This window comes from Terribacillus jepli (assembly GCF_047228925.1).
In the GTDB taxonomy this organism is placed as follows: domain Bacteria; phylum Bacillota; class Bacilli; order Bacillales; family Amphibacillaceae; genus Terribacillus.
Genome location: NZ_JBFEGH010000010.1, coordinates 123023 through 148024 on the forward strand (window position 1 = coordinate 123023; position 25002 = coordinate 148024).

General features: G+C 44.0%; 24 protein-coding genes. 18 read left to right on the top strand and 6 right to left on the bottom strand.

Translation table 11 applies throughout. From position 1 onward, the window contains the following. The first annotated feature begins 57 nt into the window (after positions 1 to 57). The 3 genes from AB1K91_RS12525 to AB1K91_RS12535 all read left to right on the top strand — a co-directional run bounded on the left by AB1K91_RS12525 (position 58) and on the right by AB1K91_RS12535 (position 2664). Entirely contained in the window at positions 58 to 957 is a 900-nt protein-coding gene (locus AB1K91_RS12525; protein WP_413090233.1) for an ABC transporter ATP-binding protein, read from the top strand. Beyond that, positions 950 to 2206 carry an ABC transporter permease gene (locus AB1K91_RS12530; protein WP_413090171.1) on the top strand — a complete coding sequence of 419 codons (1257 nt, stop codon included), beginning with the start codon at positions 950 to 952 and terminating at the stop codon, positions 2204 to 2206. Before AB1K91_RS12525 ends, AB1K91_RS12530 begins: the two co-directional genes overlap by 8 nt. A gap of 74 nt (positions 2207 to 2280) precedes the next feature. Then, positions 2281 to 2664: a sensor histidine kinase gene (locus AB1K91_RS12535; protein ID WP_413090172.1), complete on the top strand. Its 384-nt coding sequence runs from the start codon at positions 2281 to 2283 to the stop codon at positions 2662 to 2664. Positions 2665 to 2708: 44 nt separating this feature from the next. Here AB1K91_RS12535 and AB1K91_RS12540 read toward each other — a convergent pair whose 3' ends face one another. The 3 genes from AB1K91_RS12540 to AB1K91_RS12550 all read right to left on the bottom strand — a co-directional run bounded on the left by AB1K91_RS12540 (position 2709) and on the right by AB1K91_RS12550 (position 4456). After that, a complete protein-coding gene (locus AB1K91_RS12540) occupies positions 2709 to 3137 on the bottom strand; it encodes a VOC family protein (RefSeq protein ID WP_413090173.1) in 429 nt (142 codons plus the stop codon). 96 nt (positions 3138 to 3233) lie between these two features. After that, positions 3234 to 3998, bottom strand: coding sequence for an NAD-dependent epimerase/dehydratase family protein (locus AB1K91_RS12545; protein ID WP_413090174.1), 765 nt, complete (start codon positions 3996 to 3998; stop codon positions 3234 to 3236). Next, positions 3995 to 4456: a methylated-DNA--[protein]-cysteine S-methyltransferase gene (locus tag AB1K91_RS12550; RefSeq protein ID WP_413090175.1), complete on the bottom strand. Its 462-nt coding sequence runs from the start codon at positions 4454 to 4456 to the stop codon at positions 3995 to 3997. The genes AB1K91_RS12545 and AB1K91_RS12550 overlap by 4 nt, the downstream gene beginning before the upstream one ends. A 271-nt stretch (positions 4457 to 4727) precedes the next feature. Here AB1K91_RS12550 and uxaC point away from each other — a divergent pair, with 271 nt between their 5' ends. From uxaC to AB1K91_RS12580, 6 genes are all read left to right on the top strand, one after another. Continuing rightward, complete coding sequence (gene uxaC / locus AB1K91_RS12555; protein ID WP_413090176.1) at positions 4728 to 6152, top strand: glucuronate isomerase; 1425 nt, start codon at positions 4728 to 4730, stop codon at positions 6150 to 6152. Between the two features lie 88 nt (positions 6153 to 6240). Further along, entirely contained in the window at positions 6241 to 7245 is a 1005-nt protein-coding gene (locus AB1K91_RS12560; RefSeq protein ID WP_413090177.1) for a LacI family DNA-binding transcriptional regulator, read from the top strand. A gap of 59 nt (positions 7246 to 7304) precedes the next feature. Next, positions 7305 to 8759, top strand: coding sequence for a tagaturonate reductase (locus tag AB1K91_RS12565; RefSeq protein ID WP_413090178.1), 1455 nt, complete (start codon positions 7305 to 7307; stop codon positions 8757 to 8759). 13 nt (positions 8760 to 8772) lie between these two features. Next, positions 8773 to 10263: a UxaA family hydrolase gene (locus tag AB1K91_RS12570; protein WP_413090179.1), complete on the top strand. Its 1491-nt coding sequence runs from the start codon at positions 8773 to 8775 to the stop codon at positions 10261 to 10263. A gap of 358 nt (positions 10264 to 10621) precedes the next feature. Beyond that, on the top strand, positions 10622 to 12145 hold the full coding sequence (locus AB1K91_RS12575) for an MFS transporter (protein WP_413090180.1): 1524 nt from the start codon (positions 10622 to 10624) through the stop codon (positions 12143 to 12145). A 26-nt stretch (positions 12146 to 12171) separates the two neighbouring features. Beyond that, entirely contained in the window at positions 12172 to 13296 is a 1125-nt protein-coding gene (locus AB1K91_RS12580; protein ID WP_413090182.1) for a glycoside hydrolase family 88/105 protein, read from the top strand. 39 nt (positions 13297 to 13335) lie between these two features. On the opposite strand, the gene AB1K91_RS12585 is transcribed toward AB1K91_RS12580, so the two are convergent. After that, a complete protein-coding gene (locus AB1K91_RS12585) occupies positions 13336 to 14187 on the bottom strand; it encodes a sugar phosphate isomerase/epimerase family protein (protein WP_413090184.1) in 852 nt (283 codons plus the stop codon). Positions 14188 to 14381: 194 nt separating this feature from the next. Next, positions 14382 to 16001 carry an ABC-F family ATP-binding cassette domain-containing protein gene (locus AB1K91_RS12590; protein WP_413090186.1) on the bottom strand — a complete coding sequence of 540 codons (1620 nt, stop codon included), beginning with the start codon at positions 15999 to 16001 and terminating at the stop codon, positions 14382 to 14384. Positions 16002 to 16222: 221 nt separating this feature from the next. On the opposite strand from AB1K91_RS12590, the gene AB1K91_RS12595 reads away from it, so the two are divergent. Beyond that, entirely contained in the window at positions 16223 to 18403 is a 2181-nt protein-coding gene (locus tag AB1K91_RS12595; RefSeq protein ID WP_413090188.1) for a DNA topoisomerase III, read from the top strand. A gap of 37 nt (positions 18404 to 18440) precedes the next feature. Here the strand turns inward: AB1K91_RS12595 and AB1K91_RS12600 are convergent, their stop codons facing one another. Next, the gene (locus AB1K91_RS12600) at positions 18441 to 19094 is read right to left on the bottom strand and encodes a LysE family translocator (protein WP_413090190.1); all 654 of its coding nucleotides are present in this window, start codon (positions 19092 to 19094) and stop codon (positions 18441 to 18443) included. Between the two features lie 125 nt (positions 19095 to 19219). Between AB1K91_RS12600 and AB1K91_RS12605 the strand changes: the two genes are divergently transcribed. From AB1K91_RS12605 to AB1K91_RS12640, 8 genes are all read left to right on the top strand, one after another. Then, positions 19220 to 19624, top strand: a complete 405-nt coding sequence (locus AB1K91_RS12605) for an NUDIX hydrolase (protein ID WP_413090191.1) — start codon at positions 19220 to 19222, stop codon at positions 19622 to 19624. Positions 19625 to 19728: 104 nt separating this feature from the next. Further along, positions 19729 to 20970 (top strand): CYP152 family fatty-acid peroxygenase CypC, encoded by a 1242-nt coding sequence (gene cypC / locus AB1K91_RS12610; RefSeq protein ID WP_413090193.1) that lies wholly within the window; start codon positions 19729 to 19731, stop codon positions 20968 to 20970. A 41-nt stretch (positions 20971 to 21011) separates the two neighbouring features. Further along, a complete protein-coding gene (locus AB1K91_RS12615) occupies positions 21012 to 21476 on the top strand; it encodes an HXXEE domain-containing protein (protein ID WP_413090194.1) in 465 nt (154 codons plus the stop codon). A 153-nt stretch (positions 21477 to 21629) separates the two neighbouring features. Beyond that, the gene (locus AB1K91_RS12620; RefSeq protein WP_413090195.1) at positions 21630 to 22883 is read left to right on the top strand and encodes an alcohol acetyltransferase; all 1254 of its coding nucleotides are present in this window, start codon (positions 21630 to 21632) and stop codon (positions 22881 to 22883) included. Beyond that, positions 22883 to 23596, top strand: coding sequence for a DUF6320 domain-containing protein (locus tag AB1K91_RS12625; protein ID WP_413090196.1), 714 nt, complete (start codon positions 22883 to 22885; stop codon positions 23594 to 23596). The genes AB1K91_RS12620 and AB1K91_RS12625 overlap by 1 nt, the downstream gene beginning before the upstream one ends. Positions 23597 to 23845: 249 nt before the next feature. Beyond that, positions 23846 to 24148 carry a lmo0954 family membrane protein gene (locus AB1K91_RS12630; RefSeq protein WP_413090197.1) on the top strand — a complete coding sequence of 101 codons (303 nt, stop codon included), beginning with the start codon at positions 23846 to 23848 and terminating at the stop codon, positions 24146 to 24148. 17 nt (positions 24149 to 24165) lie between these two features. Then, a complete protein-coding gene (locus AB1K91_RS12635; RefSeq protein WP_413090199.1) occupies positions 24166 to 24327 on the top strand; it encodes a hypothetical protein in 162 nt (53 codons plus the stop codon). Between the two features lie 20 nt (positions 24328 to 24347). Next, the gene (locus tag AB1K91_RS12640; protein ID WP_413090200.1) at positions 24348 to 24971 is read left to right on the top strand and encodes a PspA/IM30 family protein; all 624 of its coding nucleotides are present in this window, start codon (positions 24348 to 24350) and stop codon (positions 24969 to 24971) included. Positions 24972 to 25002: the final 31 nt, after the last annotated feature.

Here is a 25002-nt window from a genome sequence, read left to right on the forward strand (position 1 = left end):
GTGAAACATTCCTGGCATCCGTCCGTATATATATGGAATAAGAAAGGAAGGATGGTGCTGATGCTTGAATTGAAAGATGTGACCAAAAGGTTCGGCAGGCATACTGCTGTGGATCGGCTGACATTGTCGATACCAGAGGGAGAGATTTTTGGATTCCTGGGAGCTAACGGCGCTGGGAAAACGACTACTTTCCGTATGATTCTGAATCTACTGGAGAATACGGAAGGAGAGATATTCTGGCATGGTAAAAAGATTACATATGATCAAAGCAATGAAATAGGCTATCTCCCGGAAGAACGAGGACTATATCCAAAGCTAACCGTAAAGGATCAACTCGTATACCTGGCCAAACTTAGGGGCATGGCAAAGACAGACAGTGTCAAGGCGCTTAAAAGATGGCTTGAGCGGTTCAATATCACAGAATATGAAAACAAAAAAGTGGAAGAGCTGTCAAAAGGGAATCAGCAGAAAATACAATTCATATCCGCTGTATTACACAATCCCCGTCTGCTGATATTGGATGAACCATTCTCGGGATTGGACCCAGTTAATGTGGAGATGCTGAAGCAAGCAGTCATCGAGTTAAAACAAGCGGGAACCTCGATCATATTCTCTTCCCACCGTATGGAGCACGTAGAAGAGCTATGCCGTTTCCTTTGCATCATGAAGCATGGAAGCCCCGTTGTGGAAGGCGATTTGGTAGAAATAAAGCGTTCTTTCCGCAAAAAGAACATTATCATCGCAGCAGACTATGACTTAACCTTCTTAAAAGAAACGGCCGGCGTTGTAAAATATCAGGAAACGCAGCAGGGATGCAAACTTCAAATTGCTTCTTCGGAAGATGCCGTGACCGTTTGGAAGCAGCTGACCGAGAAGGGATTTGTCCGTAAATTCGAAGTGGAAGAACCTACTTTGAACGATATTTTCATCGAAAAGGCAGGTGAGTCTTATGCGTAAATTTTGGATTGTATTTTTGCATACGTATCTCTCCCGTGTGAAAACAAAAGGCTATATCATATCAAGTGCAATCTTTTTACTTATCATTTGTGGAATTTTTTATGTGCCCGATATTATGGACCGTTTTTCTGGTGACAATGAAGATCCGGTGGTTGCTGTAATTGATGAGACTGAAAATCAGCAGCTTTACGAAGCGTTGAGTACCAATGCCGATGGATATCAACCCATGCTCTTTGACGGCAATGAAGAAGAAGCAAAGCAGGCAGTCGAAAATGAAGAATTTGAAGGTCTGCTCGTTTTGAGCCAGTCGGAGCAAAACCTGCCGCAGGCCGTCTTTTACGGTATGCAGCTGATGAATGGTACGAGCGATGATATTGAAGCGCAGCTGCAGCAAATCAAAGTTGCCCAGGCTGCCACGCAGGCTGGGGTGGATGAAGCAACCATCCAGGATATTTATACGCCGGTTTCCTTCCAGAGGGAAGCACTTGATGAAGAAGCAAAAACAGAAGAAGAACTGGCAGGATCATACGGCCTTGTCTATATTTTAGTCTTTGCGCTTTATATGAGTGTCATTGTTTACGGTATGATGATCGCAACGGATATTACCAATGAAAAATCATCCAGAGTGATGGAGATTTTAATTTCCAGTTCCTCTCCAGTCGGTCAAATGTTCGCTAAAATTCTTGCAATCGGAATGATGGGACTTACTCAAGTTGCGTTAATTACAGTTGCAGTATATACCATGATTCAAATTCGTGGTCAAGAATTGGGTGGAGGCTTCTTCGATTTCATTGGAATAGCCAATGCCTCGCCAGTCACATTGACCTTTGCGTTGGTATTCTTTATTTTAGGCTACTTCCTCTATGCAACCATATGTGCAGGGCTCGGTTCAGTGGTAAGCAGGATGGAAGATGTCCAGCAGCTTGTAAGTCCGGTTATCTTTCTGGTGATGGGAGCTTTCTTCCTTTCCATATACGGACTGAGCTCACCTGATTCGCCAATCATTGTTGTTGCATCTTACATTCCATTCTTTACACCGATGATCATGTTCCTGCGAATCGGAATGCTGGGAGTGCCGGCTTGGGAAATAGCTCTATCGATCGCAATCCTTGTAGCAGCAATCTTGCTCATTGCCTGGTTTGCAGCCAAGGTTTATCGCGGCGGTGTCCTGATGTACGGAAAAGGCGGTTCATTCAATCAGCTGAAGGAAGCGTTGAAATTATCGGGCAATATAAAGAATAAAAGTTGATCATGATATTAAAAAAAGGCTGTCGGGACTTTCTCGACAGCCTTTTGGTTTGTTTTCCGTGATTTTAACCCACTATGGAAACTTTGCCATGCACGCTGGAGAATGTACAGATTCACGCAGATCCATCATTCCTATATAATATCTGGGATAATTTACTTTCCAATGCGATTAAATATAACCGTATGGATGGAAGTATTGAATTTGAGTTAAAGCGGGTAAGGGAATATGCCCAGGTACGCATAAAAGATTCTGGTATAGGAATGACAGAAGGAGAGGCGGGTCGTATTTTTGATAGATTTTATCGGGCAGACTCTTCCAGGTCACGGATAATTGCCGGAACAGGGCTGGGAATGTCGATTGTGGCCAGTACGGCTGCCTTGCATCAAGGGAAGGTTTGGGTGGAAGAAACCTCGGAGAACGGAACTTCCATCATTGTGGAACTGCCAATATATAAATAGAAAAGACACTGCCATGTATGACAGTGTCTTTTCCCGTATCCTTTTTATTCATCTTGATTTAAGGTGGATACTTGCCAGGTGACGCCGAATTTGTCTTGCACTTGCCCGTATAGCGGACTCCAGAAAGTCTGCTGAAGTTCCATTGTGACATGACCGCCGATGGATAGCTTCCCAAATACATCTTTTGTTTTTTCAGGAGTGCTGATCATGACTGCGATTCCTACTTGGTCGCCGAGTTTCAGAGAGCTGCCAGGAAAGGTGTCCGATAACATCAATTCGTTTTCTCCTACTCTCAGATGCGCATGCAAAACGCGATCTTTTGCTTCTGGCGGAGTTGGATGATCTGGATTTTCCGGCATATCACCGAACGTTTGTAAACTTAGTACTTGTGCATCCAGTGCATCCTCATAGAACTTGACTGCATCTTGTCCATTACCATCCGTTACAATATACGCAATGATTCCTTTAACCATGCATCTTCATCCTCTTTCCTGCTTCTATTTTTGGGACCTGTATAGTTTTCGCTGCAGACTGCAATATTCCTGTATGAAAAACAGGAATGCTGCCGATCATCTTCCGAAATTTGTGAACATCCCGCCAATGTAATCTGTCACATTCTCCAGCTTGACATTTTCAATTTTTTCTCTGTAATCCTCGGGGTTATCTTCGGGGGCATAACCGATTTTTGCAGCATCGCGGTTGTCAAAATAATCATTATGCAAGGAAGAGACACCATAAAACACACTGGTACCAATTCGATCCGCTTCCAAACAGCGGACGATGAGCTGATTCATATCACGGACACTGATCCATGTATTCAGGTTCCGATGCTCGGCTGGTTTTTCGAGATAGCTGCCGATACGGAGGCTAGCCGTTTCAATACCGTGTTTTTTGTGATACATGTTAGCCAGATTTTCACCGAAAGCTTTACTGGCACCATAGAAAGTATCCGGCAAGTGCGGCGCATCCGGGCCAATCGATTGATTGATCGGATGAAAACCGACAGCGTGATTGCTGCTGGCAAATACGATGCGTTTGATGCCGTGTTTCCTGGCTGCTTCATAAATATGGAAGGTACTATCAAAGTTTGCTTTTTGAATCTTTTCATATGTGCTCTCCGTGGCGATGGCGCCAAGATGAACAATTGCATCGATGCCATCCATCAGCTGTTCGGTTTCCTGTGCATTTGCTAAATCGGCTTGGATAAAATGACCATAGCGGTGCAATTCCTCATCTTCCTTCACATCCGTCAAAACCAAATCATACTTACGGTATATAGCTTTTGCCAGATTTTTGCCAATATGCCCTGCTGCTCCTGTGATGAGTGATTTCAATGATGTTCGCTCCTAGTCTGTTCAAATTTAAGCAGCCACTCTTTCCGCCATGGTTCCCATGCGTAACCGGTAATTTGATTGTTCTTGCCAATCACGCGATGGCAAGGGATGGCAATCGCGAAAGAATTACGCCCGATTGCATTTGCGGCTGCCCGCACAGCCTGTATATTTCCAGCCTGGGCTGCGATTGCGCTATATGTAGTGGTGGTGCCGATCGGTATCGTTTTGACTTGCTGCCATATGCGCTGTTGAAAAGCTGTTCCCGTCGAAGCTAAAGGAAGCTCGAATGTATGCCGTTGTCCCAGGAAAAACTCTTCCAATTGCATCCTTGCCATTTTTGTCAATTCGTTATCAAAATGAGAAGCGTCATTTGTGAAAGTGATGGAGGTGATCAAACTATCTGTAGCAGTTATTCGTATGTTGCCAATCGGAGTAAGTACATTTTCGATATAAGACATGGAATATACCTCCTTATAATAGCTGCTGGTCCATTAAAAATATCGACATGGATAAGGAGGGAACCAATTTGGTATACCTTGATATCCAGTAAAATTATAACATGAAGGCAATCTGCCCTCCAAAGATGCACAAGATGGATTGTTGGAAAATTCTTATAAATATCCTTGCCAAATAGCTGAACTGCTACTAAAATGTACTTAAATGTTAACGATAACATTTTGACAGGGAACAGCTTTTGTCATACAAAATAAGATGGGAAGGCGGAGGTGTATGAAGCAATTCATGACGGAAGATTTTTTGTTGTCCAACAGGACAGCAGAAATGCTATATCATACCTATGCAAAGCAGTTACCGATCATCGATTATCATTGTCATTTGAGTCCCAAGGATATATACGAAAATAAGCAGTTTCGCAATTTGGCTGATGTGTGGCTGGATGGAGATCATTATAAATGGCGCTTGATGAGGGCGAATGGGGTGGAAGAAGCATATATCACAGGGAACAAGACTGATAAAGAAAAATTCCTTGCGTGGTCCAAAACCATTCCTATGACAATGGGAAACCCAGTTTTCCATTGGACCCATCTGGAACTGCAGCGCTATTTTGATATTCATGAAGTGCTGGGAGAGGAAACAGCGGAGGGAATATGGCAAAAAGCGAATGCGAAGCTTACAAGCGGTTCCTTCGGTGCCAGGGATATGATCGAGACCTCTAATGTGGAGGTGATCTGTACAACAGACGATCCTGCAGATGATTTGGAGTATCACCGGAAAATAAGGGGATTGGATGACTTCCATACGAAGGTGCTCCCAAGCTTTCGTCCTGATAAAGCATTGGCAATCACCAGTGATGGATTCACGGAATGGGTCCATCAATTGGCAGATGCAAATGGGCAAGTGATCCAGGATTATGACGACTTTCTTCAGTCCTTGCGGGCCCGTGTCCACTATTTCCACGAAGCTGGTGGAAGGGTAAGTGATCATGCCTTGGATCGGGTCGTGTATGAAAAAGCGACAAAAGAAGAAGCCGCCATGATTTTTAAAAAAGCAACAGCGGGAGAGGGAATCACCGATAAGGAAGAAAATAAGTTCAAGACGGTTACTTTACTGTTCCTGAGCAAGGTCTATAAGGAATTGGACTGGGTCATGCAATTCCATATCCATGCTTTGCGCAATAACAGCACCCTTGGCTTGGCCAAACTGGGTCCGGACACTGGATATGATGCAATGGATGATGGAGAGCTTGCCAAACCGCTCGTTAAATTCCTTGACCATCTAGATCGAAGCGATTGCTTACCCAAGACCATCTTGTATTCATTGAATCCAAAGGACAATCCTGTGCTTGCTACAGTTATCGGAAGCTTTCAAGGCGGAGGAGAACCAGGGAAGATGCAATTAGGAACAGCTTGGTGGTTCAATGATCAGCGAGATGGTATGCTGGATCAAATGAAAACGCTGTCAAATATGGGCGTGTTCGGAAGGTTCATCGGCATGCTGACAGATTCCAGGAGCTTCTTGTCCTATCCGAGGCATGAGTATTTCAGGCGGCTTGTCTGTGACTTGGTAGGCTCTTGGGTCGAACAAGGGGAAGCACCGAATGACGAAGCTTTGTTAGCGCAAATTGTCAAGAACATTTGTTATCATAATGCAAAAAATTACTTCAATTTTCCTGTCCGTTCTTTGAATGATGCGTGATCTCTCTTCTTAAGTGATTTTCGTGCTCCCTTTTGTGATATGCTGAAAACAGAAAATAGAGGGCGATACGTAAAGGCGGGTAGAAGAGATGAGTGTGACAATCAAAGATATTGCTAAGCTAGCAAATGTGTCTCATACAACGGTTTCCAGGGCATTGAATGATAGCCCGCTGATCAAAGAAAAAACAAAGAAACGTATTTTGCAATTGGCGGAACAATTGAATTATATCCCGGATTACCATGCTAAAAATTTAGTTATGCAAAAATCCCATACAATCGGATTGTTTTTTACAAGTATGGAAAAGGGGACTTCATCCAGCTTCCTTGTTGACACGATCCGGGGCGTGAACAAGAGAATCGATGTGCAATACAATCTTTTTGTCCGCGGGATAGATGATTATGATGATTTTTCGTACATTAATAACAAGCGGTTTGACGGTATTATCTTAATGAGCCAGAGTGATAAGGACAATGCTTTCATCTACAATATCATGCAAAAGGATATTCCGCTTGTCGTACTGAATCGGCAGGTAGACGACGAGGCAGTAATGAATATCATATCCAATGACAAAGAAGGATCTTACAGTGCAGGGAAGTACTTTATCGACTCCGGACACCGGAGGCTTGCCATTATCGAGGGGATACACGGCTTCAAATCGACACAGCAGAGAAGGGATGGTTTCCTGCAGGCGTTGATAGATCATGCAGTTCCGATCCATCAGGAATATCTTGTTCAAGGAAACTATGAGATGCAAAGCGGTTATGAGGCGATGCATAAGCTGCTTGATTTGCCTGAACCGCCAACAGGTGTCTTCTGTTCCAATGATGACATGGCAATCGGAGCGATGAATGCTGTGTTTGAGCGGAATCTTCAGGTTCCAACAGATGTATCGATTATTGGATTCGATGATATGGAATCAGCTAAGTATACAAATCCTTCCCTTACGACGGTTAAAAGACCGATTGAAAGAATCAGCATGGCTGGAATGGAAGCGATTCTTACCTTGATAGATGGGAAGGAAGCTTTACCGTATAAGCGGTCGATCGATACCGAACTCATCATTCGAAAATCAGTCAGCGAGTGTAGTGGCTAAGCCGGGATCGGTATAGCCAACGCTATTTTGTTAACGTGTGCATAAAAAGGGAGGGGCCAATGCATTTGAAACGGAATCATCATCCCGTCGCACCCCAGCGGGAGACTGTCTTACAGTTTGGCGATGGTGTGTTTTTAAGAGGGTTTGCAGATTGGATCATCCATCACATGAACCAGAAAGGACTATTTCAGGGAGGTGTTGTGGCTGTCAATCCTCGCCGCACAGGCAATGCCGAAAAATTGAATGACCAAGATGGACTTTACACTGTCTCGATACAAGGTATGCATGACGGAACGCTTATCAAGAGCGATGAAATCGTCAGTTGTATCAAACGGGGAATCCACCCTTATCTGAACTATCCATCTTATATGAAACTCGCAGAAAGCAATGATTTGCGATTCGTCATTTCAAACACGACGGAGGCCGGAATCCGTTATCGGGAAGGAGAGAGACTGAACGACCAGCCGCAAGAGAGTTTTCCGGGTAAACTGGCAGCATTTCTCTATCGGCGATATCAATATTTTGAAGGGAATCCGGAAAAAGGACTGATTTTCCTGCCGTGTGAATTAGTTGCGAATAATGGCGGACTGCTTCGTGAAATCATCTTGCGGTATGCAGGGGAATGGCGGCTGGAATCTGCTTTTACCGACTGGGTTAAGCAGGCCAATACGTTTTGTAATACGCTTGTTGACCGTATCGTCCCTGGCTATTCCAAAGAAGATTCTTTGCGTATCCAGCAGGAATATGGTTACGAAGATAAACTAGCGATTGTGGCAGAGCCTTATTATAAATGGATCATTGATGCTCCATCATTTGTACAAGAAGAATTCCCTGCTGCCGCTGCCGGTCTCCAAGTTCAGTTCGTAAGCGATCTAGGTCCATATGCATTGCTGAAAGTAAGAATCTTAAATGGACTGCATACTGCCATCATGCCGATCGCCTATCTCGCGGGGAAAGAAACAGTCAGGGAGGCAACAGAAGATCCGTTGATTGGATTATTGCTGAAATCTCTTTGTTATGAAGAAATCATTCCGGTCTTAGGCGTGGGTGAGGAGGAAGCGATTGCTTTTGCAGAAGCGATTTTCGAACGTTTCCGTAATCCATTTATCCGTCATGATTTATCTAGCATATCCCTGAACAGCATTTCGAAGTTCCGCACAAGAAATGTACCGACATTGAAAGCTTATATCGAGTCTTACGGAAGAGTGCCGAGATATCTTTCCTTCTCTTTGAGCGCATTACTTGTCTTTTATCGAGGCGTAAGAGCTGGTCAGCTAATTCCGCTGAATGATCAAGGGGATGTTCTTGAATTTTTCCGCTCAATATGGAGTACCGAAGAGGAAAGCTCGATACAATCGACTGTTTCCAAGATACTGGCCAAGGAAAGTCTCTGGGGAGAGGATTTGACAGAGTATGATGAATTGGTCGGGCAAGTGGTGAAACAAGTGGAGATGATGCTCACTTATGGAATGGGAGAATCACTGATACGACTGTTCCAAGTGAAGACAACTTGAAAGGAGGACAAGGATGAAAGATGTCATCAAAATTCACGATGATGATAATGTAGCGGTAGCATTACGCAATTTCAAAGATGAAGAGAAACTGATGATTGCCAATCGATCCATCACCATACAGAGTGGGGTGGCTCGCGGCCATAAGTTTGCTTTGATACCAATAAAAGCAGGGGAGGATATTCGGAAGTATGGAGCGGTGATTGGTCACGCCACAAAAGAAATCGAGGCTGGTGAATGGATTCATACGCACAATATGGAGACCAATCTTCACGATGCCATCACCTATAATTATGAGCCCAAGCAATATCAGATGCCAGTACCCGAGCAGCTTCGGACATTCATGGGGTACCGCCGAAAAAATGGTGCTGTTGGTGTACGCAATGGGCTTTGGATTGTTCCCACTGTAGGCTGTGTCAATGGAATCGGAGAACAGATCATCAAAGCATTCGAAGCCGAAATGACCGGGCAGCATCCTTTTGATCATGTGATGGTCCTGAAACATCACTTTGGCTGTTCCCAGCTGGGCGACGATCACATCAATACACGCACAATCCTCCAGCAAATGGTAAAACATCCTAATGCAGGAGGTGTCCTCGTCCTTGGTTTGGGCTGTGAAAATAATACGTTGGACGCTTTTAGGCAGACAATGGGTTCATTTGATGAAAGCAGAGTGAAATTCCTTGGCTCACAGGATGCAGATGATGAAATCGAGGAAGGTGTACGGCTTCTCAAGGAAATAAGCCAAGCAGCCTGCCATGACAAAAGAGAGGAAGTATCCGTGAGTGAGTTGAAAATCGGTCTGAAATGCGGAGGATCGGATGGATTATCCGGGATAACAGCTAATCCATTGCTCGGGAGATTTTCGGATTGGCTGATTGCATCGGGCGGATCGACTGTTCTCACAGAGGTGCCAGAAATGTTTGGCGCAGAAACCTTACTTATGGAAAGGGCACAAGATGAGGAGGTCTTCAACAAGATTGTACAGCTGATCAATGATTTCAAAGCATATTTTATCGAACATGGTCAGCCGATATATGAGAATCCTTCTCCTGGCAACAAGGAAGGCGGCATTACGACATTGGAAGACAAATCGCTGGGGTGTACACAAAAAGCAGGAGTTGCCCCGGTAGTTGACGTAATAAACTATGGAGAGGTTCTTAAACATAAAGGTCTAAATCTGCTGAATGCACCCGGAAATGACTTGGTCGCATCGACAGCCCTTGCAGCTGCAGGCTGTCAGATGGTATTGTTCACAACTGGCAGGGGAACACCATTCGGCACATTCGTGCCTACGATGAAGATTGCAACAAACACTTCAATCTATGATAAAAAACAGCATTGGATCGATTTTAATGCCGGTACGATCGTCGAGACCGGAAATGAGAAAGCGGTGTTGGAACTTTTTATTAAAAGCGTCATCGAGTCGGCCAGCGGAGCAGAAGTAATGAATGAGAGAAACGGATTCCGCGAGATAGCTATTTTTAAGACGGGAGTCACATTGTAGGGATAGTGTATTTTTTTTAACACACAATGAATGCGCTTTCAGTTATATCTTGACCTAGTGGAGTTTACAGAATTAACGTTAACAATGAGAAGATAACGTTTCGCTAAGATCATGACGATTAAAGGCAATGTTACCCAAGATGAAATATATCTATTTAGTTTCACGTTAACATTTAGCTGTTCAAAAAGAGCGATGGATGAGATAGCTAGCTGAACTGGAGATTAGGCAGTAATCCCCATTCATTCCTCACCATCGCTAAAAACCAAAAGGCTACCATCATTGAAACATAAATGACAGTCGTAGACAAACAAAAGGATGGATGTTTCTTAAGCGTAGCTGTAAAAAGGAGCAAATCCACGTGCAAAGAAAAATTGGGCTGACGCATCAAGTTGCTTATGGAAGTGCAAATTTACTAGGAAGCGGAGCGCTCGCTATCAGCGGCGCATGGTTGATGTATTTTTATACGACATTTTGTGGTTTGTCGATCGTGCAGGCAGCTGCCATCTTTTCGATAGCAAGTGTAGTGGATGCAGTAAGCAATCCGATAATGGGCTTTGTTACTGATAACTTCCATAAAACAAGACTAGGGAAGCGTTTTGGAAGAAGGAAATTCTTTATTTTGCTCGGTATTCCGATGATGGCCGTTTACCCGATGTTATGGGTGGAAGGCTTTGGTTTTTGGTATTACTTGCTCACGTTCATCCTGTTCGAGCTCATTTATACAGGAGTCATGGTACCCTATGAAACGCTTGCCGCCGAGATGACGAACGACTTCAGCCTGCGCTCTAAGCTGACCGGATTCAAGGCAATCTTCGGGAAAGTCGCCAATTTCCTAGCGGCTTTTATTCCGGGACGGTTTATCGCCGAATACGGACAAGATTCACCGCTACCATTTTTTTATACAGGTCTCTTATATGGGGGAATCATGTTCATTGCACTGATCAGTCTGTATATCTTCTCTTGGGAAAGACCAGCTGATCAGATCAAGGAGGAGCATACAAACTCATTATGGGAATCGATGAAAAAGCTATTCATCGATATGTTATCCACATTCCGCATTCGTACCTTCCGTCACCATTTAGGTATGTACTTATTCGGCTTTGGAGCTGAGTGGCTATTTGCTTCCGCGTTCACATACTTTATCGTTTTTGGCCTTGGTCAAGGCTCGGAGCTTGTATCCAATTTGCTCAGTTTCAGCTCGATCATGCAGTTGATTTCCACGACATTTTTTATCTGGTTGTGTGTACGCATGGGATTCGCGAGACCTTATCGTATTGCTCTCAACATTGTCATCTTGAGTGTCATAGCATACACGACGCTCTATTTCACAGGTTCACAGCATATGGTAATCCTGTTGTTTGCCATCACAATGTTCTTTGGTCTTGGTACAGGCGGAGTGTTCTATATCCCATGGAATGTGTATACCTTCCTGGCAGATGTCGATGAAGCAGTTACGGGCCGCAGGAGAGAGGGATTGTATGCCGGCGTCATGACCTTTGCCGGCAAACTGACAAGGGCAGTGATCGTCTATATTCTTGGTTGGGTACTTGGCTCTTTCGGATTCGTTTCAGGAGAGACGACTCAGCCGCAATCCGCCGTGTATGCTGTAGTAGGTGTCTTTGCTGTCGGTGTCATTTGTCTGGCGATAGGAGGAGTCATCTCCGCGTATAAGATGAAGCTTGACCGTCAATCACATAGTATTCTTATCGGCGAAATCGAACGCGTAAACAATGGAGGATCGATGAAAGAGGTGAAGGAAGAGGTCCGCGACATAATGGAAGCGCTAACAGGATTTCCGTATGACAAGTGCTTCGGCAACAATAATGTTGGATACAAATCCAAGCTAATAGATGACAAAAAACAAGGTAAATTCACTTCTTGAATAAATAAATTGGAAAGGGTGTTACCATGATAAACCAAAAAACAAAGAAGCTGTATCATGATTGGGCCGAAAAGACAGCATTATCTGTCATGAGAAGAAAGCCGGAGATAAATACGAAATGGGAATATGAAGATGGGGTCGTCCTCCAAGGAATGGAGCTTGTATATCATCGGACTAAAGACAGGAAGTTCTTGGATTACATGGTGAAGAGTATGGATCTTTTTGTAGATGCAGATGGTAATATACCAAAGTATGCACCGACAGAGTACAATATCGATCATATCAATAATGGAAAAGTTTTATTGGCTTTATACGAACATACTGGGGATAAACGTTATAAGAAAGCGGCAGCCTTGCTGCGTGATCAGCTGCGGACGCACCCGCGTACAAGCGAAGGCGCTTTTTGGCATAAGAAGATTTATCCGTATCAGATTTGGCTGGATGGACTCTATATGGGATCGGTATTTTATGCCCGTTATATTCAGGAATTCGGGGAGGAGCATGAGTTTGATGATGTGCTGAAGCAGTTCGATATATCCTATGCACATACAAGAGATGAGCAAACAGGTCTCTTGCACCATGCTTGGGATGAGAAGAAGGAGCAGCCATGGTGTGACAAGGATACAGGGTTATCCAAGCATTTTTGGAGCAGATCGGTGGGGTGGTATGTAATGGCAATTGTGGATGTATTGGATTATATTCCAATACATCATGACGGACGGAAGAAACTCCTTCAGATGCTCGAGGAAACTTTGGCAGCGTTAATGCAGGTACAGGACGAAGAAAGCGGTACCTGGTATCAAATCCTTGACCAGCCTGAGCGCAAGGGGAATTATTTGGAATCATCCGGGACAGTGATGATTTTATACTCGATTGCAAAAGGTATCCGAAAAGGCTATTTGCCGGAGAAGTGGTTCGATCAAGCGGAAAGGATCTATCGCGGTATATTGGATGAATTCATCTTGGAAACGAAGGAAGGCTTCGTGAACGTCAACAAAATTTGCCAAGTAGCTGGACTTGGAGGAAAAGATAAACGGGATGGATCCTTTGCATATTATATTAGTGAACCGATTGTCGCAAATGATCATAAAGGTGTAGGTCCATTCATCTTGGCCAGCGCAGAAATGGAAATGCTTCAGGCAAAAAAATGATAGAATTGAAAAAACTGCTGCAGTCTGCAGCAGTTTTTTTCATAGACCAAGTCGGGGAAGCTGGCTGTATAGCGAGCGCAGATAAGTAATGCTTTTTTCTATGTGAGGTTCTTTCGTACTCTCCAAAATGATTTGGACATACGGTTTTTTCTCGTGTATAAGGGAAAAGAGCAGTTCATAATTCAACAATCCCGTGCCAACTGGTACTGTCACCAGTTTACCATCCTGAATGGTGAAATCTTTGGCATGTACAATGGAAATATCGTCAGCGAGCAATTCGAATGCCTGCGTAATAATCTTATCCTGGTCTTTGTATGTAGCAGCTGTCAGCAGGTTGACTGGATCGAATATTACCGTGACATTGGAAGAGCTGACCGTATCCAGTAAGCGCTTTAATTTATCGGCAGAGTGAATAGGATGATTAACTCCAGCTTCTATCCCGACACACACACCGAATTTCTCTGCTTCAACAGCTAATTCCCTGACACTTTCCACGACTTGCTGAAAGGGCTCTTCACTGAAGTTATCCTCTGTATAAACAATTTCTTCCCTTACATTGCCTGTTTCAGTGGCTACAATCCGGCAGCCAAAGTCGCTTGCCCATTTTAGATGTTCCTTGAATGTATCCAAGCTAGTGCGTCTTTTTTTCAGATCGGGATGAATCATATTGATATAACAACCTAGTACAGCAATGGAGATCCCGTTCTGCTCGAATGTCCGGCGTAAAGTTGCACCCAGTCCTGGTGTCAGACTGCCGGCATCCGTTTGCAAATGCGGAAAGGATTTGCCCAATGCAAGCTGCACTGCTGTCAGTCCTTTCTGTTTTATCTGTTCAGCAAGTTTTTCCGCCGTGACAGTTGAAAAATCATGTCCTCTGATACCTAAGTTCATTTCCATTCCTCCTTATCTTAAGCAGCAACATGAGTGTGCCATCCTCATGCAGTTGGAATATCTGGTTGCTATTACCAGTATAGCATCCACATAATAAAACTACTAAGATGTCCGGTGAAAAGAGGCAGTATATAAAAAAGCAGAAGGCACTCGCTATGCAGCGAGTGCCTTCTGCTTTTTGACATTAACGATGATTAGCTGTACATCGCTGCAATTTCTTTTTGCAGCTTCTTATCAGAAACATATTCATCATAAGTCATATCTTTATCCACGATACCGTTCGGCGTGATCTCGATCAGACGGTTCGCGATACTGTTCACAAACTGCTGGTCATGGGAAGTGAATAGAAGCACACCCTTGAATTTGATCAACCCTTCGTTCAAGGATTGGATGGATTCCAGATCCAAGTGGTTCGTCGGTTCATCCATCACCAAGACATTGGATTTGCTTAGCATCATCTTGGATAGCATACAGCGTACTTTTTCCCCTCCGGAAAGTACACTCGCTTCTTTCAGTGCATCTTCTCCGCTGAACAGCATACGGCCAAGGAAGCCGCGAAGGAATGTTTCTGTCTGATCCTCCGGTGAATATTGACGAAGCCATTCAACCAAAGTCAGATTCACACCGTCAAAGTATTCGGAGTTGTCTTTCGGGAAGTATGATTGGGAAGTCGTGATACCCCATTTATACTCACCAGCATCAGCTTCCATTTCACCCATGATGATTTTTAGGAGTGCCGTTTTTGCGATTTCGTCGCGTCCGACCAGGGCTACCTTATCTTCACGGCCGATTGTGAAGCTTACATTATCCAGTACTTTGACACCATCGATTGTTTTCGTAATGCCTTTTACTGTCAATACATCATTGCCGATTTCGCGCTCTTGCTGGAACCCTACATATGGATAGCGGCGGGAAGAAGGTTTGATGTCTTCCAAAGTGATATTATCAAGCATCTTCTTACGGGATGTCGCTTGCTTCGACTTGGAAGCATTGGCGCTGAATCGCGCAATGAAGGCTTGCAATTCTTTGATTTTCTCTTCTTTTTTCTTGTTCTCATCCTGTGCCATTTGCGTAGCAAGCTGGCTGGATTCGTACCAGAAGTCATAGTTGCCGACATAAAGCTGGATCTTACCGAAGTCGACATCCGCGATATGGGTACAAATCTTGTTCAGGAAGTGACGGTCGTGGGATACGACGATGACTGTGTTCTCGAAATTGATCAGGAACTCTTCCAGCCATTGGATCGCCTGCAAGTCAAGTCCGTTGGTCGGCTCATCCAGCAGCAAAACATCCGGGTTACCGAACAAAGCTTGTGCAAGGAGCACTTTCACTTTCTCCGCACCTGTCAATTCCGCCATTTTTTTATCATGCAAATTCTCTGGGATACCAAGTCCTTTCAGAAGGACTGCAGCATCAGATTCAGCTTCCCAACCGTTCAGTTCAGCAAATTCGCCTTCAAGTTCAGCAGCACGCATACCATCTTCTTCAGAGAAGTCAGCCTTTGCATAAAGGGCATCTTTCTCTTCGATGATTTTGAACAGGCGCTCATGGCCCATCATGACGGTTTGCAGAACTTCGTGCTCTTCATAACCGAAATGGTTCTGTTTCAAGAAAGCGAGACGCTCTCCGTCACCAATCGCCACGTTACCAACCTGCGGCTCGACTTCACCTGAAAGTACCTTCAGGAAAGTGGATTTTCCGGCGCCATTCGCACCGATGACACCGTAGCAGTTGCCTGGGGTGAATTTTATATTAACTTCTTCAAATAGCTTTTTGTCGCCATATTGCAGACCTACATTATTTACCGTTATCATGTATACCATTTCCTCCATGATCAAAAATGTCACGCATGCCTTAAGCTTACGGGATTTATAGGTGTAAGTCAATGTTCTAAATTTTGTATCACACGTGCTGGAGGTAAGGTTGGCAGTATCAAAAGAACATCTGTTCACGGGAACTGTTCCATGCCCGCAGCTAACGAAATAAGCCGCCATGTGCTACACTATAGGAAGTGATTCGAAGAAAGGATGTTTTCATGGGTAAAACGGTTGTACTGGCAGAGAAGCCATCTGTCGGCCGCGATATAGCTCGTGTTCTTGGATGTACGAAGAAAACGAACAGCTATATGGAAGGAAAAGACTACATTGTAACTTGGGCGCTGGGTCATTTGGTGACACTGGCTGACCCAGAGACATATGACGATAAATATAAAAGTTGGAAGATAGAGGATCTGCCGATGCTGCCGGATAAGCTGAAGCTTGTCGTGATCAAGCAGACCGGCAGGCAGTTCAGTACGGTGAAAACACAGCTGACCAGAAGCGATGTCAGTGAGATTGTCATTGCGACGGATGCCGGACGTGAAGGGGAGCTGGTGGCACGCTGGATCCTGGAAAAAGCGCGTGTCAACAAACCGGTGAAACGGTTGTGGATCTCCTCGGTGACGGACAAGGCGATCAAGGATGGGTTCAAAAACCTGAAAAGCGGCAAGCAGTTTGAGAACCTCTATAAAGCAGCGGTGGCCCGCTCCGAAGCTGACTGGTATGTCGGACTGAACGCCACGCGTGCGCTGACAACGAAATTCAATGCCCAGCTATCCAGTGGACGTGTGCAGACGCCGACTCTGGCCATGATCCATCATCGGGAAGAAGAGATCAAGAATTTCAAGCCAGAGACATTCTATGGTATAGAAGCGAAGACGCAAAAAGGGCTGCGCCTCATCTGGAAGGATCAGAAGCATAACAGTACACGCACGTTCTCGAAAGATAAAGCCGAGCAGGTACTGCAGAAATTGAACCAGGTCAAAGGTACAGTGAAGGAAGCAGAGAAGAAGCTGAAGAAAAGCTATGCTCCGCAATTGTATGACTTGACTGAATTGCAGCGTGATGCCAACCGTTTGTTTGGCTTCGGCGGTAAGGAAACGCTCAATATCATGCAGCAACTGTATGAGCGTCATAAACTTTTGACATATCCGCGGACGGATTCCCGCTTTTTGTCCTCTGATATCGTGCCGACGCTCAAAGATCGTGTAAAAGCAGCCGGTGTAGGCAGCTACGGCCGTGTGGCGACTAAAATCACAAATGCGCCAATCAAAGCGACGAAGGCTTTCGTGGATGATAAGAAGGTATCCGATCACCACGCGATCATACCGACAGATCAAAATGCATACGGTGCCGACCTTTCCGATAAAGAACGGAAAATATATGACTTGGTCATCAAGCGTTTCTTTGCGGTCTTGTTCCCGCCATTTGAATATGAGCAGACAACGTTGACTGTCGAAGCTGCGGGAGAAGTGTTCAGTGCAAAAGGTAAAATCGTGAAGAAACAAGGCTGGAAGGAAGTTTATGCAAATCGTTTCGATGACGAAGAAGCAGATGATGACCAAACACTGCCGAATGTTGAAAAAGGTGAGCAGTGGACGCTTACGTATCGGATGACAACGGGTGAAACAAAGCCTCCCGAAAGATTCACAGAAGGTACCTTGCTGCATGCGATGGAAAACCCGGTCCGCTTCATGGCTGGAGAGAACAAAGACCTTATCAAGACGATCGGCCAAACAGGCGGACTTGGCACCGTTGCGACCCGGGCCGATATCATCGATAAGCTGTTCAATACTTTCTACATCGAGAAACAGGGCAAGTATTTGAAGATCACTTCCAAAGGACGGCAGCTGCTGGAGCTTGTGCCGGAAGATCTGAAATCCCCTGCACTGACAGCTGAATGGGAGATGAAGCTTGGTGCCATAGCCGAAGGAAAGCTGAACCAGAAGCAATACATTGCTGAAATGAAACAGTATGCCAAAGAAGTTGTCACGCAAATCAAAAACAGTGAACACAAGTACAAGCATGATAATATTACTGGTACGCAATGTCCTGATTGCGGCAAGCTGATGCTGGAGGTCAACGGTAAACGCGGCCGTATGCTTGTCTGTCAGGATCGGGAATGCGGACATAAGAAGAATATCGCCAAAACGACGAATGCCCGCTGTCCGAACTGCCATAAACGTTTGGAGCTTCGCGGAGAAGGAGAAGGCCAGATGTTCTTCTGTAAATGCGGACATCGTGAAAAACTCAGTACATTCAACGAGCGCCGGAAAAAGGAAAAATCCAATAAAGCGAGCAAACGCGATGTACAAAAATATTTGAAGAAAAACCAGCAGGATGATGGCTTTGCCAATACTGCTTTAGCAGATGCGTTAGCGAAATTTAAGAAACAGTAAACAGGAAAACCTGCCGATTGCATATCGGCAGGTCTTTTTAATGCATGCGGGATGAAGTTGCCTCTTGAAAGCTGAGTTTGCTTATCACATCATCCCAGACGATTTTTCCTCCATAAACGAGGAAGACAAAACCAAATACTACATCCAAGTAAGCCTGAAATCTGACGACAATCTTTCGAATACGTTTCATACCGACAAGCAGCAATGTTCCTATATACCATGCACTATTGCCAATCAAGAAACAAACGATCAGCAACAACGGATTATGCAACTGATCTGTACTGGTGAATTGCGGGAAAATACTGAGAAAGAACAAACTGACTTTCGGATTCAGGAAGTTGCTTAAAAAACCCATACGAAAAGCCTGTGTTTTGGAGATTGTCAATGTTGCTTCTTCCTGCTTTCGTTTCTGTTTGCGACGGACAAGATGAATAATCTTCTTTATTCCGAGATAAATCAGGTAACATGCACCGAGCAGTCGGATTGCAGTGAACAGAATGACGGACTGTTGCAAGATCATCGATAGACCTAGCAAGGCAAAGCTGATATGGATCAGCAGACTGCAGCGGTTGCCAAGCAATGTGATGAATCCGAATCTTTTTCCTTGTGACAATGTGTTCCGTGTCATAAGCAGGAAATCAGGACCCGGCGTTGCTGCCAAAGCAAATCCGAGCAGGATGATATCAAGCATGGGGAAGCCTCCTTTTTCAAAGATTCTAACATTTCCGGAAAAGAAAGAGAATGCACATAGAAAATCTTTATGGAGGCAGGAGCAGACTTTCTCTTTGTGGAATGAATAAGCAGGAGGAGATAGACATGCCACCGAAACATATAGTTTCTGCAGCAGCAATCGTTCGCAATGAACAAGATGAAATCCTATTGATTAAAGGACCGAGAAGAGGCTGGGAGATGCCTGGCGGACAAGTGGAAGAAGGCGAATCACTTACCCAAGCAGCAATACGGGAAGTGAAGGAAGAAAGCGGGATAGAAATCGAAGTGACGAAGTTTTGCGGAATCTATCAAAATGCAGGGGAAAGTATTTGCAATACGTTATTCCTTGGCAAACCGACGGGTGGTGTTTGTACGCCATCAGAAGAGAGCTTGGAAGTTGGATATTTTCCACTTGAGCAAGTCAGGAATATGGTCACTTGGGGAAATTACCTGGATCGGATCGAGAGCTGCCTCGATGAAAATCAACACCCTTTTTATGTAGCATTCTAATACATAAGAAGCACCTTGCTTAGGAAAAATAAGCAAGGTGCTTTTCGTTTTCAAGCTCTTATACCAGGGAAATAAATAAGCAAAAGAGGAAAGGGTGACGTTGTATGTCCATGCCGAAGGAAGAAGGATTAGATCATAGTCTTGCATTTTTTAAGGAAGGTTATGAGTTCATCCTGCATCGGAGGAAGAGCTTTCAGTCCAATGTGTTCGAAACTACCTTGCTAGGGAAAAAGGCGATTTGTCTGGGCGGTAAAGAAGGAGCAGAATTATTTTATGATACGGATAAGTTCATACGTGCTGGAGCAGCTCCAAATCGGCTTGTTAAAACACTGTTCGGTGAAGGTGGTGTGCAGACGCTGGATGGGGAACAGCACCGCAACCGAAAGGCGATGTTCATGTCCATCATGACAAAGACACAGCTGCAACGACTCGATAAATTGCTGGAAACGGAATGGGAGAAGGCTGGCGAGCAGTGGGAAAAAATCAATCAGATAACGTTATATGAAGAATCACAGAAGATTTTGATGAAGGCAGCATGTGATTGGGCGGGGGTACCGCTGGACGATGAAGAAAAAAGGACAGAGCAAATGCGTTGTCTTTTCGAATCGCCAGCTAGCGTAGGACCTGTCCACTGGAAAGGACGAACTTCTCGTACTGATGCCGAGGACTGGATTGCTGGACTTGTCGAGCAGGTAAGGAACGGGAATCTGCATGCTACCAAGGATGGAGCACTCCGTATCTTTTCCGAGCATCGGGATAGTGATGGGAAATTGCTTCCGGAGAGAATAGTTGCAGTAGAGGTGCTGAATATCCTGCGGCCGATTGTCGCCATCAGTATTTATATAGCGTTCGCTGCACTTGCCCTGCATCAATTTCCGCAAGAAAGAGAACGGCTGAAAAAAGGAGATGGCAGCATCCGCCGATTCGTACAGGAAGTCCGCCGCTTTTACCCATTCTTCCCGGCGACTGTTGCGAAAGTGAAACAGGACTTCGAATGGAAGGGATATCAGTTCAAAGAAGGTACGATGACCTTGCTGGATTTGTATGGGAACAATCATGATCCGAATCTATGGGAACAGCCGGATTTATTCCGCCCAGATCGATTCCTTGATTGGAAGGAAAGTCCGTTTGATTTCATCCCGCAGGGTGGCGGGGACTACGATATGGGACATCGCTGTGCAGGAGAATGGGTCACGATACAAGTGATGGAAGTTAGCATCGATTTTCTAGTTAATCGCCTGCGCTATAATGTACCGAAACAGGATTATAGCTATAGCCATTCCTCCATGCCCAGCATGCCGAAAAGTCAAATAATACTGGCTGATGTTCGGAAGCTCAACGATTGATTCGTAATAATATGCGATAATGGAGAGGGAGGAGATTATATATGGAAATCGTGCTTTTCCTTATCGCAGTTACTTTACATAACTTAGAGGAAGCTGTCTTTTTGCCTGCTTGGTCCAAGACAAGCAGGTTTCAAAAGACTGTAGAACCAAATGTATTTCGTTTTGCGGTAATAGTAATTACTTTACTTGCATACTCCATTGGTGCCTTGTATCTGCTTTGGCCATCTAATATATATTTTCAATACCTTCAGGTTGGTTTGATTGGCGCTATGCTGTTGAATGTAGTCATGCCTCATGTCATTGCAACGATGGCAGAGAAAAAATATGCGCCCGGCATCGTCACAGGTATTGGCTTGATTTTTCCGTTTGGTGGCCTGGCAATGTATCATATCCTTCAGGTTACAGAGATTACCATCTTGGAGGTTGTTATTACCGCTATTGGTATCGGCATATTACTAATAGGTTTAATAGTTGCACTATTTGCTATCGGAAAACGTTTCTTTTAGCCCCAGTCTTTTATTAGAAACAAGCTTCACATAATTCACCTTAATTGGATATCACAATAGTAAGTAAAATATAGTACAATTTTATAGTTATGTTCTTAAAATGAGAACGTTTTATTGATAAACTGGGAGACTGGGCAAAAAGGGGATCGTAGTATGGAAACAGATTGGTACAAATTAGATAGTGCTGGTAAGCTTTACGCTTCTACTGTTTCTTCCAGGGTATCCACTGTCTTTCGTCTTTCTGCAAGTATGTATAAATCTATCAATGCCTCATTTCTCCAAGAAGCTTTAGAGGAAGCATTAGAAGAGATGCCTTCTTTTAAAGTTATCGTAAAGAAAGGCGTATTTTGGTATTACTTCGAAAAAACAGCTACTATCCCTACTGTATCTGAAGAGCACTATTATCCTTGTTCCAATCTGTTCTTCACAGGTCGCAACACATTTCCTTACAGAGTGCTTTACTACAATAAAAAAATCTCTTTAGAGCTGTCCCATATGCTGACCGACGGCACTGGGGGAATGGAATTCTTAAAGCTGTTAGTAAGGAACTATTTGAAAAAAGAAGGTGTCAATCTGCCCTCTATAAGAGAAAAGCTTAGTGGGTTTAATTTTGATAACGCTTTTTTTCAACATTATGAGAAACTGGTTCCAAACTGGCAGGATACTCTGGATAAAGCGTATAAGCTTCCTTTGAGGCTGGACAAAAGAGGGGTTTATCACGTTACGACTGGTAAGTTGGAGATTCAGGTATTGAAGAACATAGCAAAGCAACACCGAACAAGTATCACAACTTATTTGCTGGCGTTATATGCTGAAATATTGATTGATATCCAAGCACAAAATTCGAAAACAAGAAGACCTATTACAATAAATGTTCCTGTTAACTTGCGTAATTTCTTTGAAACTAATACATTGAAAAATTTCTTTGTAAGTGTTCCAGTAACGATCGACCCTCGTCTCGGTACATATAGTTTCGATGATATCATTGAAACAATCAGTATAGAGCTTAAACGATATCTAAACGATAAACAATTAAAAACATTAATTGCCCGTGGTGTGAGGGGAGAACGGAATTTCCTGCTTCGAGTGCTTCCATTGTTTGTAAAGGACTGGATTTCCCCGATGGTACACGCCAAGTTCGGTGAAAATTTATATACAAGCTCGATTTCCAATTTGGGGATAATATCACTTGATAAAGAATTGGAAAAACATGTGGAACGTTTTGAATTTTATCCTCCGCCAAGTATCGGTAACAAGATAAAAGCAGGGGTAATAAGCTACAAGGATGATATGTATATTACATTTGGTAATTTGTCGAACGATCGGCTGGTAGAAAGAATGTTCTTTAGAAAACTAGTTAAAGAAGGCGTACGAATAAAAATCGAAACCAACAGGAGTGCATATTAATGGCTTACTGTCCTAAATGCGGGGTCAGTGTCGAAAAAGACCAAATTCCTTGTCCGCTATGCTTTACATACATACCGAAAATAGTGAGCGATGAAGAGTTGTTGGATGCCAACGGATTTCCGACATACTATAGTTTATATGAGAACCTACTCAGTTTTTTCATACGCGTCGTGTATCGTGTTCTCTGTGTTTTGATGATCCTGGGATTCCTTATTCCTACACTTATCGATTTCATATTGAATAAAGCGTTGACCTGGTCTTTATATAGTAACTTATCTATCATTATAAGCTGGAGTTTCCTGTATGTTGCCTTTGGCTATGTAAAAGGAACAAGAGATAAAATTATCGTCATACTGATAACAGTATGTGCTGGATTGGCAGGATTTGACGTAATCAATGGATATGCTGGATGGTCAGTCGAGATAGCATTCCCACTCCTGGCTATTACCTTGTCATTACTGATAATAAATATAGCCATCTTTAAAAGGAATAGAAGCTGGTTTCGCCAAAGCGGTTATATTATTTTTTCGATTCTTATTCTCCTCATCGGAATTGAATTTATCGTAGGCAGGTATTCAGATACGGAGAATATAGTTTTTCATTCTGTGGATGAGCTTCTTCCGTCTACTTTATTAGGTTCTATTTTGCTGCTGATTTCGTATCGGATGCCCAAAAAATGGGTTGAGAAGTTGAAACGGAAATTTCATATCTAAGTGGATTATGGACGCTCGTAAATTGTTTTTGATAATTTACGAGCGTTTTTTTGTTTGCTTTTCTTCATAGGAGCAATGAATCCCTGCTTGGGAAGGGCACAGACTCCGGGCTTTCTCACTTACCGCTCCGTTTCTGAACGGTCACCTTCGCCTTTCATAAGACCAAAGTCTTACGCAAGTTATGGCTGGGGGTCGTTATGGGAGAGAGGGAATGAAGGTAGACTAGGGGTATGAAAGGAGTGAGGCGTGATGAAGAAGGTGTTATTGGTCATTGGCGCTGTTATTGCTGGGGCGGTGTTGTTGGCGAATCTTGGGTCGCTGCTTGTACTGGCAGTCAGTGTGGCGATTGGTTATTACGGTTTGAGGAGATTCATCATGACAGATAGTGTTGGTGCCAAGATTGGCTGGGGTGCAGTGATTGGTATTGGTGTTTGCATCTCTCTTTCCAATCTGCCAGCGTTAATCGGGTTGATTGCCCTTGCGGCTTTGTACTATCTGTACAAAGCTTGGAAGAAGGAAAAAGAATCAGAGAAGTTCGATTATACTCTTTAAATTAAAGGAGGAGCATAGTGGACGATTACTTGGAGCAGCGCATCCGTGTGCTGGAGCTGGAAGTGGAGGAACTGAAGGAGCAGGCGAAACCAAGTCAGGTTAATACATGGATTTGGGCGTTTATTCCGATTTTGGCACTGCTAATCCCAGTATTGGCGTTGGCCGGGGATATATTTTAAACAAAAAAGGAGAGGTACACATGGAAAACATTTTTACTCGAATCAAACAGGCGGTTGCAGCAGATTTTCACGAAATTCTGGATAAGAAGGAAGAAAAGAATCCAACAGTACAGCTTAGCCAGTATATCCGTCAATGTGAGCAGCAAGCGAAGAAAATTCGCGAATTGATCGAGAAGCAGTATCAGCTGAAGCATGATTTCACGAAGGAATACCATGCAGCACAGGCGATGGCTGATAAGCGGGAGCGCCAGGCAAAGCTTGCCCAAGAGCAAGGTGAGGCTGAACTTGCTGAACAGGCTCAAGATGAACGCGAGCAATACCAAGAGCGTGCAGATAAAATCAAAGCGATGAAGGAAAAAGCGGATTCTGATTTGCAGGAGCTGGAGAAAAAATACGTGCAGATGAAGCACAAGCTGAAGGATTTATACGTAAAGAAAATGGAATTCGCGGAGCGGGAAAATGTCGCAAAAGCGCACCGCGGGATGAATGAGATCCTCAAGCACAAGCCAGAATTCGAATTCGCTTCCAATAAATTCAATGACCTGGAAGGATATATTGACCGGTTGGAGCGTAAAGTGGATGCAGATTATCGCAAGATGACGCTGGATGCCAAACTGTCAGATTTGGAAAGGAAATCTAGTTAAAATAAGCATGACGTGGTAATCTAGGAAGGAC

Excerpts from the sequence above, each read along its gene's own strand:
- AB1K91_RS12530 (WP_413090171.1), top strand. The coding sequence starts at position 950 with ATGCGTAAATTTTGGATTGTATTTTTGCATACGTATCTCTCCCGTGTG.
- AB1K91_RS12535 (WP_413090172.1), top strand. The coding sequence starts at position 2,281 with ATGGAAACTTTGCCATGCACGCTGGAGAATGTACAGATTCACGCAGAT.
- AB1K91_RS12540 (WP_413090173.1), bottom strand. The coding sequence starts at position 3,137 with ATGGTTAAAGGAATCATTGCGTATATTGTAACGGATGGTAATGGACAA.
- AB1K91_RS12550 (WP_413090175.1), bottom strand. The coding sequence starts at position 4,456 with ATGTCTTATATCGAAAATGTACTTACTCCGATTGGCAACATACGAATA.
- uxaC (WP_413090176.1), top strand. The coding sequence starts at position 4,728 with ATGAAGCAATTCATGACGGAAGATTTTTTGTTGTCCAACAGGACAGCA.
- AB1K91_RS12560 (WP_413090177.1), top strand. The coding sequence starts at position 6,241 with ATGAGTGTGACAATCAAAGATATTGCTAAGCTAGCAAATGTGTCTCAT.
- AB1K91_RS12565 (WP_413090178.1), top strand. The coding sequence starts at position 7,305 with ATGCATTTGAAACGGAATCATCATCCCGTCGCACCCCAGCGGGAGACT.
- AB1K91_RS12570 (WP_413090179.1), top strand. The coding sequence starts at position 8,773 with ATGAAAGATGTCATCAAAATTCACGATGATGATAATGTAGCGGTAGCA.
- AB1K91_RS12580 (WP_413090182.1), top strand. The coding sequence starts at position 12,172 with ATGATAAACCAAAAAACAAAGAAGCTGTATCATGATTGGGCCGAAAAG.
- AB1K91_RS12585 (WP_413090184.1), bottom strand. The coding sequence starts at position 14,187 with ATGAACTTAGGTATCAGAGGACATGATTTTTCAACTGTCACGGCGGAA.
- AB1K91_RS12590 (WP_413090186.1), bottom strand. The coding sequence starts at position 16,001 with ATGATAACGGTAAATAATGTAGGTCTGCAATATGGCGACAAAAAGCTA.
- AB1K91_RS12595 (WP_413090188.1), top strand. The coding sequence starts at position 16,223 with ATGGGTAAAACGGTTGTACTGGCAGAGAAGCCATCTGTCGGCCGCGAT.
- AB1K91_RS12600 (WP_413090190.1), bottom strand. The coding sequence starts at position 19,094 with ATGCTTGATATCATCCTGCTCGGATTTGCTTTGGCAGCAACGCCGGGT.
- AB1K91_RS12605 (WP_413090191.1), top strand. The coding sequence starts at position 19,220 with ATGCCACCGAAACATATAGTTTCTGCAGCAGCAATCGTTCGCAATGAA.
- cypC (WP_413090193.1), top strand. The coding sequence starts at position 19,729 with ATGTCCATGCCGAAGGAAGAAGGATTAGATCATAGTCTTGCATTTTTT.
- AB1K91_RS12615 (WP_413090194.1), top strand. The coding sequence starts at position 21,012 with ATGGAAATCGTGCTTTTCCTTATCGCAGTTACTTTACATAACTTAGAG.
- AB1K91_RS12620 (WP_413090195.1), top strand. The coding sequence starts at position 21,630 with ATGGAAACAGATTGGTACAAATTAGATAGTGCTGGTAAGCTTTACGCT.
- AB1K91_RS12625 (WP_413090196.1), top strand. The coding sequence starts at position 22,883 with ATGGCTTACTGTCCTAAATGCGGGGTCAGTGTCGAAAAAGACCAAATT.
- AB1K91_RS12630 (WP_413090197.1), top strand. The coding sequence starts at position 23,846 with ATGAAGAAGGTGTTATTGGTCATTGGCGCTGTTATTGCTGGGGCGGTG.
- AB1K91_RS12640 (WP_413090200.1), top strand. The coding sequence starts at position 24,348 with ATGGAAAACATTTTTACTCGAATCAAACAGGCGGTTGCAGCAGATTTT.